A 13,436-nucleotide genomic window follows, 5' to 3' on the forward strand; every position below is an offset into this window, starting at 1 on the left:
AGATCGAATATTGCAGCGCAGCAATCAACGGGCGCGCTCCAGCAGGAAATCCGGGCAGTCGAGCCAGCCGTTGGCGACGCGGCCCTCGACGCGGGACAGGCGGTAGCGCCCACCCAACACGCCATCGAACATCACGTCGATCTCGCGCAGGCGCTGGAACACCACGAAGGCGTCGACATCGGTGATCCGCATCTGCGAGCCCCGGATGGCACCTTTGCGCCCGAGCCTGTCCTCGACGAACTCCGCCATCCGGTCCGGCGTCACGGCGACCCGGTGCCGGAACGCGTCCTTGGCGGCGATGAAAGCCTCCACGGCCGGATCGAGGACAATCTCCGGCAGGGGTTCGCAATCGATGGGCGGGCGCTTGAGGCGGGGGGCGTAGAGATGCACGGCGCCGATGGGCGGGCGCAGGAGCGAGATCCCGGCCGGCGGCATGTCCATCATCGCCGCGTCGGCCCCGGCGACGGCCCGGAGCGCCGCGGCGGTGCGCTCGATCCGGTCGGAATCGCGGTGGTCCATGTAGCGTAAAGCAGCCGCGATCCGCCGCTCCAGGCGGGCGACGATGTCGGCCACCGCGTCGAGGTGGCGGTCGAGGCCCTCGAAGATCGCCAGGATCTCGGCGAGATCCGCGCGCACGGCCCTCTCGGCCGCCTCGACATCGGGCGCCCGGCCCTCGCGCAGGCCCGCCTCCGCCAGGGCCCGCAGGGTGAGGGGATCGCGCAAGGCGCGGCCCGCCTCGCGCACGATGCCGGAGCGGAACCGGAACGGGTTCAGGCGGGTGTGCAGGGTGCGGTAATCGCTGACGATGTGGCGGGCCACGAACTCGTCGAAGTAGAGCCGGAAGGCCGCGCGCTGGTCCTCCTGCGCCAGGATGCGCGCCTCGATCTTGCGCATGGAGCCGGCCAGCGTCCGCAGGTGGCTGAGGAAGGCTCGCGACGCCTTGGCGGCGTTGACGAGGGCCTCGGAGCGCTCGGCCGGGTTGGCGGTGGCGCTCTCCAGGCTGCCGAGCACGTCGAGGACGGCGCCGCCGTAGGAACGGGTCTCGCCCCGGTCGAGGCGGGCGAGTTCCTCGATGAGGATGCGGGCCTCGGGGTCGAAATCCACCACCGGGACGTAGCGCTCGCGCCGCTCCACCAGCCAGCCGGCCTCGAGCAGGCGCCGGTAGACGGCCGAGCGCCGTTCGATGGGATCGACGGGCGTGGTCTCGTCGTCGGCGATCTCCCCTTGGGCGAAATCGCTTGAGAAGTCGCCGATGGCGGCGAGCAGCTCGGTCTTGCGCAGGGGTTCGGCCGTGTCGCCGAACACCCGCGCGTGCAGGTGCAGCAGCAGGGCGGCGTTGAAGGCCCGGCTCGGGGAGGCAAGGGGCCGGAACAGATCGTCGGAGAGGCGGGTGAACAGCATGGGACTAAGGCGGACGACAACCCGGACGGGGCGCGCGTGTCAATCGCTCCGGTGCCGGGGACAGGACTGGCCGGGCGCCATCCTCCGGCAAGTGGGTGGCGGACGCGCCGTCGTGCTAGGAGCAGGGCAAGGCGCCGCGCGAAGGCGCCGCGAAAACATCACGGGAGACCCCATGCCGAAGCCGGAACGCCAAGAGCCCCGTGATCGCCAAGAGCCCCGTCCGCGCCAAGAGCCCCGTCCGCCCGAGCTCGTGACGCCGTGGCATACGCCGGGCCGCGCCGCCCTCCAGGCCGAGGCCCGGGCCTTCGCCCGCGACGTGGTGATGCCCATCGCCGACGACTGCGATCCGCAGAAGGCCGAGATGCCGCGCAGCCTCATCGCGCAGATGGCCGAGAAGGGGTGGTTCGGCATCACGATCCCGAAGGAGCATGGCGGCCTCGGGCTCGGGGTGTTCGAGTACTGCCTCGTGTCGGAGGAACTGGCGCGGGCGTGGCTGTCGGTGGGCAGCATCCTGGCCCGCGGCCAGGGACTCGGCACGCAGGTCCTCGACGATGCGCGCCGGGCCGAACTCCTCGCCCGCTCGGCGCGGGGCGACTGGATCGGCAGCATCGCCCTGTCGGAGCCCACCGCCGGCTCGGATCTGGCCGGGGTCCAGACCCGGGCGGTCCGCGAGGGCGACACCTGGGTGCTCACCGGCACCAAGCGCTGGGCGGGGTTCGCGCAAGGGGCCGACTTCGTCGAGGTCCTGGCCCGCACCCGCGATCCGGAGCCGGGCGAGTCGCGCTCGGCCGGCCTGGAGCCGTTCCTCGTGGTCAAGCAGCCGGGCACCTTCCCGGACGGGATGACCGGCCAGGTCATCGACAAGATCGGCTATCACGGCTTCCTCACCTTCGAGCTCGCACTCGACGGCGTGCGGGTGCCCGAGAGCGACCGGCTGACCGGCCTCTACGGCGACCAGGGCGCCGACGCGGATGCCGGCGGTTTCGCTTCGGTGCAGCGCGGCCTCAACATCGCCCGCGTCCACACGGCGGCGCGCGCCGTCGGCGTCGCCCGGGCGGCGGTGGAGGATTGCCAGCTCTACCTGCAGGAGCGCGAGCAGTTCGGCCACCCCATCGGCGATTTCCAGGCCCTGCGCTTCGCCCTCGCCGACATGGCGGCCGAGGTCACCCAGGCCCGTGCGTTCTGGCAGCAGGTGGCCCACCTGCTCGACGCCGGCGCGGCGGCCGAGAGCGAATCGGCCATGGTCAAGCTGCTCGCCACCGAGATGGCCGTGCGGGTGACCAACCAGGCGATGCAGCTCCACGGCGGAAACGGCTACACCACCGAGCGCCGGGTCGAGCGCTACTGGCGCGATGCCCGCCTCACCACGATCTTCGAGGGCACGAGCGAGATCCAGCGCCGGATCGTCAGCGACCGGATGCTGCCCCGGCCGTGAGACAAGCGTCCCGGACATGGGTCCGGGACGCTTGTCTCATCGCGCAGGCGCTACCCCTTCCAGCCCTTCAGGGCGGCGAAGGGGCTGCTCGACGGGTCGGGCGGGGGCGGATTGAGGATCGGCTCCACCTGGGCGACGGCGTCGGCGAGGGAGAAGGCGGAGCCCGTGGGCAGCTTGCCGCCGGCGGCGTCCTTGTGGCCGCCGCCGCGGAACCGGCGCGCGCCCTCGAGCGCCGTCTCGTCGTTGGAGCGGAACGACATGTTGCCGGTGCGCTGGACGTTGAGGACGCGCTTGGCCTTGCCCGCGTCCATGATGAGGTCGGAGACGCGCTGGAACGTGCCCGAATCGAGGCCGAACGACAGGTAGGTCCCGTCCGAGAGCGGCTGGAACAGGTCCGAGCGGGCGAGCACCCGGGCGATGCGCATGCGCGTGGTGAGGCGGGGGTCGTCGGTCCCGTCGCCGGCGAGGTAGCCGTCGACGATCCTCGTGCGGATGGCCCCGACCGCCGCTTCGAGTTCGGCCGGCGAGGCCCCGGCGCGCAGGCGGCCGGCGAGGGCGACGAGGAGGTCGCCGACGAAGCGGTCGTGCCAGGCATGGCCGATGGGGACGAGGTTGGAGACGTTGTCCCAGAACACCTCGTCGAGGGCGTGGCCGCCGGCGAAGGTCGGCCGGTCCTTGCGCCAGAGATCGACGGCGTCCACGGCCTCGACGAGGGCGAGGAGGTCGGCGTCGCCCTCCGTCGCGTCGGGCGCGTACAGGGCGCGGCGATGATAGGCGAGCTTCGTGGCGCAGCGGCCCTCGTCGATGAGGACGACGATGGCCGGGTCGTCGAGGTCGAACCGCATCACGCCCGGATCGTCGGATTCCGGCACCGGTTCGAGCGTCTGCTCGCGCAGGCGGTCGATGGACGAGGCGTGGTGGTCGAGGACGATGAGGCGGTGGCGCTCGGCCTCGGCCCGGCCCCGGTTCATCGTCGCGAAGTTGCGGATGAAGGTCACCGCCACGGGCTCGAGGCCGAGATCGGTGAGGATCAGGGTCTCGGGCTGGCGCGTCCGCCCGAGGCGCTTCAGCTCGCCCTCGACCACGGGGCCGACGTCGCTGTAGCGCGGCACGTGGACGATGCGGGCGACGGGCACGAAGCGCCCGACGATGGTGGAGGCGCCGTAGCCGTCGAGGTCGTGATGGGTGATCTGGGTGACGGTCAAGACGGGGTCCTCGGCGAGCGGCGTGCGCGGCTTATGACGCGTTTTCCCGCCGGCCGCGACCCGAACGGATCAGGTGGTCTGCTTGCGGGCGACCACGGCGCCGGCGAACAGGACGGCCGCGCCCCCGGCGATGAGGCTGATCATGAGGAGGCGGCGGGGCTGCTGGGCGGATTCGGCCTTCACCGGCTGGACGATCATGCTGAAGAACTCGACCTGCCGGCTGGCGATGATGCGCGAGCGCTCGTAGGCGGACAGGACCTTGGCGAAGTACTTCTCCGCCTCCTCGCGATCGCTCTCGAAGGCCTCGAACTTGGTCAGGGCATCGGCCAGGATGCGACGCTGCTCCGGGTCCTCGCTCGCCGACTGGCTCTCGATGCGGGCGATGGCGTCGTCGAGATCCTTGATCTGGGACTTGATGTCCACGATGCGGCGGGATTCCGGGCCGAGGTCGCGCTGGCCGAGGTTGAGCTGAACGGCGAGGTTGATGCGCGCCATGCGCAGCTCTCCGATCACCTTGAGATTGCTGTCGTTGGTCTTCTTGGCGTCGAGGATGCCCTCGCGGTTGCGCAGGGTCGCCATGGCGAGGCGGATCTTCGTCATCCGCTCCTCGGCGAGCTTCAGCTCGCGGCTGCTCTCGGCCACGGCGTCCGCCCGGGCACGGTCGCTGAGCGCGTTCACCATGCGCTCGCTCTCCTTGAGGATCGCCTGGGTGAGGGCGAGGGATTCGGCCGGGTCGAAGGCGTTGACCGTCAGGCTGATGATGCCCGAGCCGGTCTCGATCTTCGTGGTGACGCGCTCGTTCCAGTAGTGCACGAAGCGCTCGATGGGCTTGTCGGGGTCGAAACGCGAGAGGTAGTCGATGCCGTCCCGGGCGAACATCGCGCGCAGGGGCAGGTCCTTCTCCAGGACCTCGACCATCGGACGGCTGTGGATGTAGTTGACCGCCACCAGGCTGTCCTGCGCCACCATCTGGGAGACGACGCCCTTGCTGGTGCCGACCTGATCGGACGAGGCCTTGTCGGCGGAGCCCAGCGCCGGCCGCAGGGCGAAGCGGGCCTCGGTGACGTAGCGGTCGGAGGCGACGAGCCCGTAATAGATCCCCCCCAGCAGCGTCGGCAGGACGAAGCAGAGGGCGAACAGGATCGGGATGACGGGATCGGACTTGACGTGGCTCTGGTAGGACCGGATGCCCTTCTTGCGGTCGGCGAAGCGCGAGACGCGCGCGACCTGACGCAGGGATTCCGCCACGGCGTTCGAACGGTCGGCCGTGGTGACGGGCTGGCCCGTGGGGGTGCGGATCTCGACGCTCATGTCTCGACGCTCGTCCGTGCTTCGACGCTCATGGGCCTTCAGCCGTCCATTCCATTCGGGGCGCCGCGCCTTCCGCCGCGCACCGATGATCCTTAAGTCCGCTGCCGAAACGGCGAAAGCATGTCCGAGCCCGCCCCGCCAGGGACGGCCATCAGGCATTCAGGCGGCGATAGACCTCGATGGCGTCGTTGACGTCCTCGTACAGGATGGCGCGCCCGTTGATGAGCACGATGCCCTGCTGGCACCAGGTCCGGATCGTCTCCATGCCGTGGGAGACCATGATCACGTTGGAATTGACGCGGCGGGCGGCGAAGGCCTCCTCGCAGCGCTTCTGGAAGCGCGCGTCGCCCACGGCGGTGACCTCGTCGATGAGGTAGCAGTCGAATGGGATCGCCATGCTCATGCCGAAGGCGAGGCGCGAGCCCATGCCCGAGGAGTAGGTCCGGATCGGCACGTCGAGGTAGCTGCCGAGCTCGGAGAAATCCTCGACGAATTCGAGCACCTTCTTCGGGTCCTCGCCGTAGATGCGGGCCACGAAGATGATGTTGTCCCGGCCCGTCATCTGCGGATGGAAGCCGCCGCCGAAGCCGAGCGGCCACGACACCCGCATGGTGCGGTGGACGCGGCCCCGCGACGGCGCCTCGGTCCCGGCGATGAGGCGCATCATGGTGGACTTGCCGGCCCCGTTGATCCCGAGGATGCCGTAGCTCACGTTGGGCTTCAACGTGAACGACACACGCTCGAGGATCGTACGGCGGTGCCCGTCCGTCCGGTAGATCTTGGTGACGTTGTCAAAACGGATCACGGTCGGCTGGGCGCTCCGGGGGGCTCGTGCCCGGACGAGGAGCCGGGCGTACGGGGTGTCGCCCGCGAAAGCGGCGAATCTGAGGACCCTCGGTCCCGGCGCACCCGGGTGGGCGACGGCAAAAATCGACACGCCGCCCACGAACTTGAGCGATCGCGCCTTGCACCCCGCCGAACCGGCTTGTACAGCGTGCCACCCGCGGCATCGCGGCGACCCTGCAGGCCCCCGGTCCAACCACCTGGACGCCGTCGGTCGCGATGCGGGGGTTGGAGGGGTGGCCGAGTGGTTGAAGGCGCACGCCTGGAAAGTGTGTATACCGGAAACGGTATCGCGGGTTCGAATCCCGCTCCCTCCGCCACGTCTCACACGATACCGGTCTGAAGGCTGAATCGGGATGCGAATGCCCGGTCGGGGCGTGAGCGCCAATGGCCGCGACGGGAAAACCGGCCCCCGGACGCTTCGCTATTTCTCTGCGTGTCGCTCGCCTGATCTAGACAGCCTCTCCCATTGCCATGCCCATGGACGACGCGATCGCTGAGACGCGTGCGATCGGGCCAGTGAGCGCGAGAGGACGCCGATGCGTGTCTGCGGTGAAATTCTTCCGGGAGAACCTGTCGTCCAGACGTTCCGGGCGGAGGAGGACCACCTGTGCGGAATCGCCGTCCTCGTCGCCACGTATGGCGACGTCAGGCGGACCAGTGACCTCAGCATCGAGGTTCTTCGAGCGGACGATGCGCAGACCCCGCTCGCGCGCAAGACTATCAATCTCTCGACCGTGTACGACAATTCGTTCGTCGATGTGTTCTTCGATCCCGAGGAGACGTCCCGCGACGCGGTCTACGTCCTCCGCGTGAGTTCCGACGACGCCTCGCACGGAAACGCCGCCACACTCTATCTGTCCGACGGTACGGAGCGCATCGCCGGCCATCTCGCGTGCCGGGCCAACGGCCGGGCCAGCGAGGCGGACGGGCTCTTCGCCAAGCTGACCTATGCGCCGCCCGTCACGAAAGAGTCCGTGCCGCCGAGCCTGGAGATCAGCCTGATCACGCAGTGCAACCTGAACTGCGTTCACTGCATCTCGCGCGACACCCGAAAGACAGTCGGCCATTTGCGGCAATCGGTTCGGGACGACCTTTTGGCCTGGGCCGCTGATGGACGGCTGAAGACGGCCTACACCGATTTCAGCGGCGACATCCTCTGGGCCGATCAGAAGTTCGGCGGGGAACTGGGGTTCTTCATCGATCTCGACATCCCGTTCCATCTCGACACCAACGGGACGCATCTCACGGTGGACGCGGCCGACCGCCTGCTGGCCTCGAAGGTGACGTCGATCAACGTCTCCATCGATGCCGCGCGGGCCGAGACCTACAAGCGCATCCGCAAGGGATCGCCGCCGCTGGACACGATCTTTACCAACATGCGCATGCTGGCCGAGCGCCGTTCGGCCCAGGGGCGGGAGAGCATGAAGCTCTCGGCCGCCTTCGTTCTCATGCGGTCCAACATCGAAGAACTTCCGGACTTCGTGCGCCGCGTCCATGCAGCTGGATTCGATACGGTCAGGACGATCCATATGCAGGCCTATACGGCCGATAGGGATGCCGAGAGCCTCTGGTTTCACCGACAGACCTTCAACGATGTCCGTCTGCAGGCCATCGCGGTGGCCGACACCCTCGGCATCGAACTCTTCATCGATCGCCCCTTCGATGACCGCGCCGATCAGATCGGCACGTCCTTCTGCACGCTACCCTGGAAGGCCGCCTACCTCCTTGGCAACGGCGACGTTCTCGCGTGCTGTGTGCCCGGCTTGCGCATGGGCAACGTCTATGAAGAATCCATGGAGGCCATCTGGAACGGCCCGAAGTACCAGGCGCTCCGGCGGAGCGTGAATTCGAAGACGCCCCCGCCGTCCTGCCTCGCTTGTCCGTTCAATCGAAAGACGAACAATCCCCTCAGCTACACGCCGCACCACGTGATACGCGGGCGGGACTACACCCCGGCCGTGGGACTCGCGTGATGCCCGCCTACCGCTTCACCGTCACCATCGACGATCACACCCCGCACGAGCCCGTGTTCCGGCATCTGCGCGATGCCGATGCGGCTTACGACGAGGCGGGCCGGCTCGCGCGGGAGATCTGGGCGGCGAGCGGCGACCGGCGGCTGATGCAGGCGTTCGTCGCCGTCACCGATGCGGCGGGCGAGATCGTCCTCGAATTTCCCTTCTCGGAGGCCATCACGGCGCCCTGAAACGACAGCGGCGCCGGTGGCGGGAGGGCCACCGGCGCCGTTCGGGCCGTCGCGCGCGAAAAAATTCAGTCGAGCTGCGAGGCCTCGGGGCAGGCGGCCCGGATGGTCTCCGGCAGGGCGGCGAAATCGATGTAGCCGGCCTCGCGCGCCATGGCGTCGAGGGCCGACACGGCGTCGGCGGCGCTGCCGGTCCACAAGACGGCACCATTGGTCTTCTGCTTGATCTGGAAGATGCTCATGATGCGTTCGCCCAGGCTGCTGTAGGATGCTTGAGGTCAGAACGCGCGAGGGCCGCCGCGGTTGCGGCGATGCGCGCGCGCCTTCGTTTTTCCCGCCGCGTCGCCTATGATCGCGGGCCGGAACGATGCGGGAACGCCTTGAAAAGGCCGGTGTCGGACGTCACGGCTCCGTGCCTTCATCACCGGCCCGGTGGGCGCAGGACGAGCGAATCCAGAGTCTCATGCGCGCGCGACACCTCCTGCCGGCCTTCCTGCCCGCACTCTTCGCGATCCAGTTCGCCGCGCACGCCGCCGAGACCGCCGCCGTCCCCGATGCGGCGGCGCTGGCGCCCGCCGTCACGGTGGCGGCGGCCGAGGCGCGCGAGGTGGTCGAGCGGGCCGTGGTCACCGGCACCCTGATGCCCCGCGACGAGATCCTGGTGGCGCCCGAGATCGAGGGCACCCGCATCACCGAACTCCTGGTGGAGGAGGGCGCCCGGGTGGAGAAGGGCCAGCCGCTCGCTCGCCTGTCCCTGGAGATGATTGTCACCCAGGAGGCCGCCAACGCCGCCGCCCTGGCGCGGGCCGACGCCGCCATCGTCCAGGCCCGCAGCCAGATCGTCCAGGCGGAAGCGGCGCAGACCGAGGCCAACCTGTCCCTCGAGCGCGCCCGCAGCCTGGTGAAGACCGGCAACGCCACGGCCGCCGTGCTGGAGCAGCGCGTCTCGGCCGCGCAGGGCGGGGAGGGGCGTCTCGCCGCCGCCCGCGGCGGGCTCCAGCTCGCCGAGGCCGACCGGGCCACCGCCCGCGCCCAAGGGGCCGAGATCGCCCTGCGGCGCGCCCGTACGGACATCCGCGCGCCGGAGGGCGGCATCGTCAGCCGGCGCACGGCCCGGGTCGGCGCCACGGCGAGTGCCGTCGGCGAGCCGATGTTCCGCCTCATCGCCCGGGGCGAGATCGAGCTCGAGGGCGAGATCCCCGAAGTGTCGATGCCGCGCCTGAAGGTCGGCGATCCCGTCATCCTCGAGGGCGAGGAGGGCCGGACCCTGACCGGACGCGTCCGACGCATCGACCCGGAGGTCGACCGCATGACCCGGCTGGGCCGCGTCCGCATCGCGCTGGCGCCCGACCCTTCCTTACGCATCGGCGCCTTCGCCCGGGGCAAGGTCGAGGTTGCGCGCCGGCGCGGCGTCGCCGTGCCGCTCTCGGCGGTGCTCTACGCCACCGACGGGGCCGCCTCGGTGTTCGTGGTGAAGGACGACCGGGTCGAGGCCCGCCGGATCGTGCCGGGGCTCGCCGCCGACGGCATCCTGGAGGTCCGCTCGGGCGTCGAGGCCGGCGAGGCGGTGGTGGCGCGCGCCAGCTCCTTCCTGCGTCACGGTGATCTCGTGCGGGCGGTCCGGCCGGCCGCGAAGGCGGCGGATGCGACGCCGCCCCAAGACGCACCGCGCTGAGATCGGACCCGCCGCCATGCGCCTCAACGTCTCCGCCTGGGCCATCCGCAAGCCGATCCCCTCCATCGTGCTGTTCCTGGTGCTGGTGGTCCTCGGCCTCGTCAGCTTCCGCGCCCTGCCGATCACCCGGTTTCCCAATATCGACATTCCCATCGTCGCCGTCACGGTGACGCAGGCCGGCGCCGCCCCGTCCGAACTGCAGACGCAGGTGACGAAGGTCATCGAGGACGCGGTCGCCGGGGTGAAGGGCGTCAAGCACACCCTCTCGGCCATCACCGAGGGCATCTCCACCACCACCATCGAGTTCCGCCTCGAGACCAACACCGACCGGGCGGTCAACGACGTCAAGGACGCCATCTCGAAGGTGCGGGTGAACCTGCCGCGCACCATCGACGAGCCGATCATCAACCGGGTCGAGATCGCCGGCCTGCCGATCATGATCTACGGCGCCGCCGCCCCGGCGATGACGCCCGAGGACCTGTCCTGGCTCATCGACGACGTCATCGCCCGCCAGATCCAGGGGGTTAAGGGGGTGGGCGGCGTCGAGCGACTCGGCGGCGTCGCCCGCGAGATCCGCGTCACCCTCAAGCCCGACCGCCTGCTGGCGCTCGGCATCACGGCGGCGGACGTGAACCGGCAGCTGCGCCTCACCTCCGCCGACATGGCCGGCGGGCGCGGCGAACTCGGCGGCCAGGAGCAGTCGATCCGCACGCTGGCGGGTGCGGCGAGCCTCGACACCCTCGCCCAGACCTCCATCGTCGTGCCGGGCAACCGCAAGGTCCGCCTCGACGAGCTCGCGACCCTGGTCGACGGCGCGGAGGAGCCGCGCACCTTCGCCCGCTTCAACGGCGAGCCGGTGGTCGCCTTCGCCATTTCGCGCGCCACGGGGGCGAGCGACGCCGAGGTGGCCACCGCCGTGGGCAGGAAGATCGACGAGCTCAGGGCCAGGCACGAGGGCGTGCGCTTCGACCTCATCGACACCTCCGTCACCAACACGGTGGGCAACTACCATTCGGCGATGCTGAGCCTCGTCGAGGGCGCGGCTTTGGCCGTCATCGTGGTGTTCATCTTCCTGCGGGACTGGCGCGCGACCCTCATCGCCTCCATCGCCCTGCCGCTGTCGGTGCTGCCGACGTTCTGGATCATGAACACGCTGGGCTTCTCGCTCAATGCGGTGAGCCTGCTCGCCATCACCCTCGTGACCGGCATCCTCGTCGACGACGCCATCGTGGAGATCGAGAACATCGTCCGGCACATGCGCATGGGGAAATCGCCCTACCGCGCGGCGCTCGAAGCGGCCGACGAGATCGGGCTCGCCGTCATCGCCATCACGGCGACCATCATGGCGATCTTCGCGCCCGTGTCGTTCATGAGCGGCATCGCCGGGCAGTACTTCAAGCAGTTCGGCCTCACCATCGCGGCCGCCGTGTTCATGTCGCTGCTCGTGGCGCGGCTGATCACACCGCTGCTGGCCGCCTACTTCCTGCGCGATCACGGCCCCGAGGACGAGCGCGAGGGTCCCGTCATGCGGGCCTATACCCGCGTGGTGGCGTGGTCCGTGCGCCACAAGTTCATCACCCTCGTGGTCGGTCTGGCGTGCTTTGCCGCCTCCATCCTGTCGACGCGGCTCCTCCCGGCGGGCTTCCTCCCGGCCGAGGACGCGGCGCGCACCATCTTCGTCGTGGAGCTCCCTCCAGGGGCGCGCCTCGCCGACACCACCCGGGTCAGCGACGGCCTCGTCGACCGGATCAGGACCCTGCCCGAGGTGCGCAGCGTCTTCGTCGACGGCGGACGACAATTGCCGGGCAAGAAGGAGGTGCGCCTTGCCACCTTCACCATCAACCTGACGCCGAAGAACGCGCGGCACCGGACCCAGAAGGAGATGGACGTCGCCATCGGCGCCCTCCTGCGCCAAGAGCCGGACATCCGCTCCTGGGCCCTGCGCGAGAGCGGCCAGCGCGACCTCACCCTCATCGTCTCGGGGCCGGACAAGGCCGTGGTGGCCGACGTGGCGGCCCAGCTCCAGCGCGAGGCGGCGGCGGTGCCCCACCTCGTCAACGTGCTGTCCACCGCGCCGCTGGACCGCACGGAGATCCGCATCCGCCCCAAAGCCGGGGTCGCGGCCGATCTCGGCGTCTCCACCGACCTCATCGCCGAGACCGTGCGGGTCGGCACCATCGGGGACATCGGCGCCAATCTCGCCAAGTTCAACGCGGTCGATCGGCAGGTGCCGATCCGCGTGATGCTGCCCGAGCGCCTGCGCGGCGATCTCTCGCAACTGGAGACCCTGAAGGTACCGGTGAAGGGCGGAGCCTCCGTGCCGCTCTCGACGGTGGCCGATCTCAGCCTCGGGCGCGGGCCCACCGCCATCGACCGCTACGACCGCGCCATCCGCGTGGCGCTCGAGGCCAACATGGAGGGCTCGGACGCGCTCGGCTCCCTCATCGCCGCCGTCCTCGACCTGCCGGCGGCCAGGAACCTGCCGCCGGGTGTGGTCATCCGCCAGACCGGCGACGCCGAGGTCATGGGCGAGGTGTTCGAGGGCTTCGCGCTCGCCATGGGCGCCGGCCTGATGATGGTGTTCGGCGTCCTCGTGCTGCTGTTCGGCAACTTCCTGCAGCCGCTCACGATCCTTTTCTCCCTGCCGCTCTCCATCGGCGGGGCGATCCTCGGCCTGCTCATCTTCAACAAGCCCATTTCCATGCCGGTGGTCATCGGCATCCTCATGCTCATGGGCGTGGTGACGAAGAACGCCATCATGCTCGTCGATTTCGCCATCGAGGAGATGGCCGCCGGCGTCGACCGCGCCACCGCCATCATCGATGCCGGGCGCAAGCGCGCGCGGCCCATCGTGATGACCACCATCGCCATGGCGGCCGGCATGGTGCCCTCGGCCATGGCGCTCGGCATCGGCGGCGAGTTCCGCGCCCCCATGGCCATCGCGGTCATCGGCGGCCTCATCGTCTCGACGGGCCTGTCCCTGATCTTCGTGCCCGCGATCTTCGTCCTCGTCGACGACCTCTCGCGCCTGTTCGTGCGCGGGTTCGCCCGCTTCATCGGCCGCAAGGACGAGCCGGAAGACGGCCCCTTCGCCCTGCCCCCGGCCTTGGCCAACGACCGGAAAGGTTTTCCGCCGCGCATCGCGGCGGAGTGATCCGGCGTCCGCTCGATCAGAGCGGTAGCTGGATCATACCTCTTCTGGTTGATCACCTCGGATCGAACGGTCGCATCGGTGCTCCCTCTCCTGGAAGGAGAGGGTTGGGGTGAGGTGTGGGACATCTCCGAAAAGGTCACACACCTCACCCTGTCCCTCTCCTTCCAGGAGAGGGGACCCCCGTTTTACCGACTCACCGACCTGATCAA

At 69.6% G+C, this 13,436-nt stretch carries 10 protein-coding genes and 1 tRNA gene; 6 read left to right on the forward strand and 5 right to left on the reverse strand.

Features of this window, described 5'->3' with window-relative positions:
- Positions 1–24 precede the first annotated feature (24 nt).
- Positions 25–1,401 carry a Wadjet anti-phage system protein JetA family protein gene (locus MKK49_RS11985; RefSeq protein ID WP_244028610.1) on the reverse strand — a complete coding sequence of 459 codons (1,377 nt, stop codon included), beginning with the start codon at positions 1,399–1,401 and terminating at the stop codon, positions 25–27.
- Between the two features lie 172 nt (positions 1,402–1,573).
- On the opposite strand from MKK49_RS11985, the gene MKK49_RS11990 reads away from it, so the two are divergent.
- A complete protein-coding gene (locus MKK49_RS11990; protein WP_244028612.1) occupies positions 1,574–2,836 on the forward strand; it encodes an acyl-CoA dehydrogenase family protein in 1,263 nt (420 codons plus the stop codon).
- A gap of 50 nt (positions 2,837–2,886) precedes the next feature.
- On the opposite strand, the gene MKK49_RS11995 is transcribed toward MKK49_RS11990, so the two are convergent.
- From MKK49_RS11995 to MKK49_RS12005, 3 genes are all read right to left on the reverse strand, one after another.
- A complete protein-coding gene (locus tag MKK49_RS11995) occupies positions 2,887–4,041 on the reverse strand; it encodes a dimethylmenaquinone methyltransferase (protein ID WP_244028614.1) in 1,155 nt (384 codons plus the stop codon).
- 69 nt (positions 4,042–4,110) lie between these two features.
- Positions 4,111–5,352 (reverse strand): capsule biosynthesis protein, encoded by a 1,242-nt coding sequence (locus MKK49_RS12000; protein WP_244028616.1) that lies wholly within the window; start codon positions 5,350–5,352, stop codon positions 4,111–4,113.
- Positions 5,353–5,503: 151 nt separating this feature from the next.
- Entirely contained in the window at positions 5,504–6,157 is a 654-nt protein-coding gene (locus MKK49_RS12005; protein WP_244028617.1) for an ABC transporter ATP-binding protein, read from the reverse strand.
- Positions 6,158–6,425: 268 nt separating this feature from the next.
- On the opposite strand from MKK49_RS12005, the gene MKK49_RS12010 reads away from it, so the two are divergent.
- From MKK49_RS12010 to MKK49_RS12020, 3 genes are all read left to right on the forward strand, one after another.
- Positions 6,426–6,515, forward strand: a tRNA-Ser gene (locus MKK49_RS12010).
- A gap of 219 nt (positions 6,516–6,734) precedes the next feature.
- Entirely contained in the window at positions 6,735–8,171 is a 1,437-nt protein-coding gene (locus tag MKK49_RS12015) for a radical SAM protein (RefSeq protein ID WP_244028619.1), read from the forward strand.
- Positions 8,171–8,401 carry a DUF6894 family protein gene (locus MKK49_RS12020; protein ID WP_244028620.1) on the forward strand — a complete coding sequence of 77 codons (231 nt, stop codon included), beginning with the start codon at positions 8,171–8,173 and terminating at the stop codon, positions 8,399–8,401. Before MKK49_RS12015 ends, MKK49_RS12020 begins: the two co-directional genes overlap by 1 nt.
- A 65-nt stretch (positions 8,402–8,466) precedes the next feature.
- Here MKK49_RS12020 and MKK49_RS12025 read toward each other — a convergent pair whose 3' ends face one another.
- Positions 8,467–8,640 (reverse strand): hypothetical protein, encoded by a 174-nt coding sequence (locus MKK49_RS12025; protein ID WP_244028622.1) that lies wholly within the window; start codon positions 8,638–8,640, stop codon positions 8,467–8,469.
- A gap of 221 nt (positions 8,641–8,861) precedes the next feature.
- Here MKK49_RS12025 and MKK49_RS12030 point away from each other — a divergent pair, with 221 nt between their 5' ends.
- Positions 8,862–10,073, forward strand: a complete 1,212-nt coding sequence (locus MKK49_RS12030; RefSeq protein WP_244028624.1) for an efflux RND transporter periplasmic adaptor subunit — start codon at positions 8,862–8,864, stop codon at positions 10,071–10,073.
- A gap of 16 nt (positions 10,074–10,089) precedes the next feature.
- The gene (locus MKK49_RS12035) at positions 10,090–13,227 is read left to right on the forward strand and encodes an efflux RND transporter permease subunit (protein WP_244028786.1); all 3,138 of its coding nucleotides are present in this window, start codon (positions 10,090–10,092) and stop codon (positions 13,225–13,227) included.
- The last annotated feature ends 209 nt before the right edge of the window (positions 13,228–13,436 follow it).

The organism is Methylobacterium sp. J-090 (assembly GCF_022829345.1).
In the GTDB taxonomy this organism is placed as follows: Bacteria; Pseudomonadota; Alphaproteobacteria; order Rhizobiales; family Beijerinckiaceae; genus Methylobacterium.

Coding starts and splice junctions, on each gene's coding strand:
- MKK49_RS11985 (WP_244028610.1), bottom strand. CDS start 1,401: ATGCTGTTCACCCGCCTCTCCGACGATCTGTTCCGGCCCCTTGCCTCC.
- MKK49_RS12000 (WP_244028616.1), bottom strand. CDS start 5,352: ATGAGCGTCGAGATCCGCACCCCCACGGGCCAGCCCGTCACCACGGCC.
- MKK49_RS12015 (WP_244028619.1), top strand. CDS start 6,735: ATGCGTGTCTGCGGTGAAATTCTTCCGGGAGAACCTGTCGTCCAGACG.
- MKK49_RS11990 (WP_244028612.1), top strand. CDS start 1,574: ATGCCGAAGCCGGAACGCCAAGAGCCCCGTGATCGCCAAGAGCCCCGT.
- MKK49_RS12030 (WP_244028624.1), top strand. CDS start 8,862: ATGCGCGCGCGACACCTCCTGCCGGCCTTCCTGCCCGCACTCTTCGCG.
- MKK49_RS12025 (WP_244028622.1), bottom strand. CDS start 8,640: ATGAGCATCTTCCAGATCAAGCAGAAGACCAATGGTGCCGTCTTGTGG.
- MKK49_RS12035 (WP_244028786.1), top strand. CDS start 10,090: ATGCGCCTCAACGTCTCCGCCTGGGCCATCCGCAAGCCGATCCCCTCC.
- MKK49_RS12020 (WP_244028620.1), top strand. CDS start 8,171: ATGCCCGCCTACCGCTTCACCGTCACCATCGACGATCACACCCCGCAC.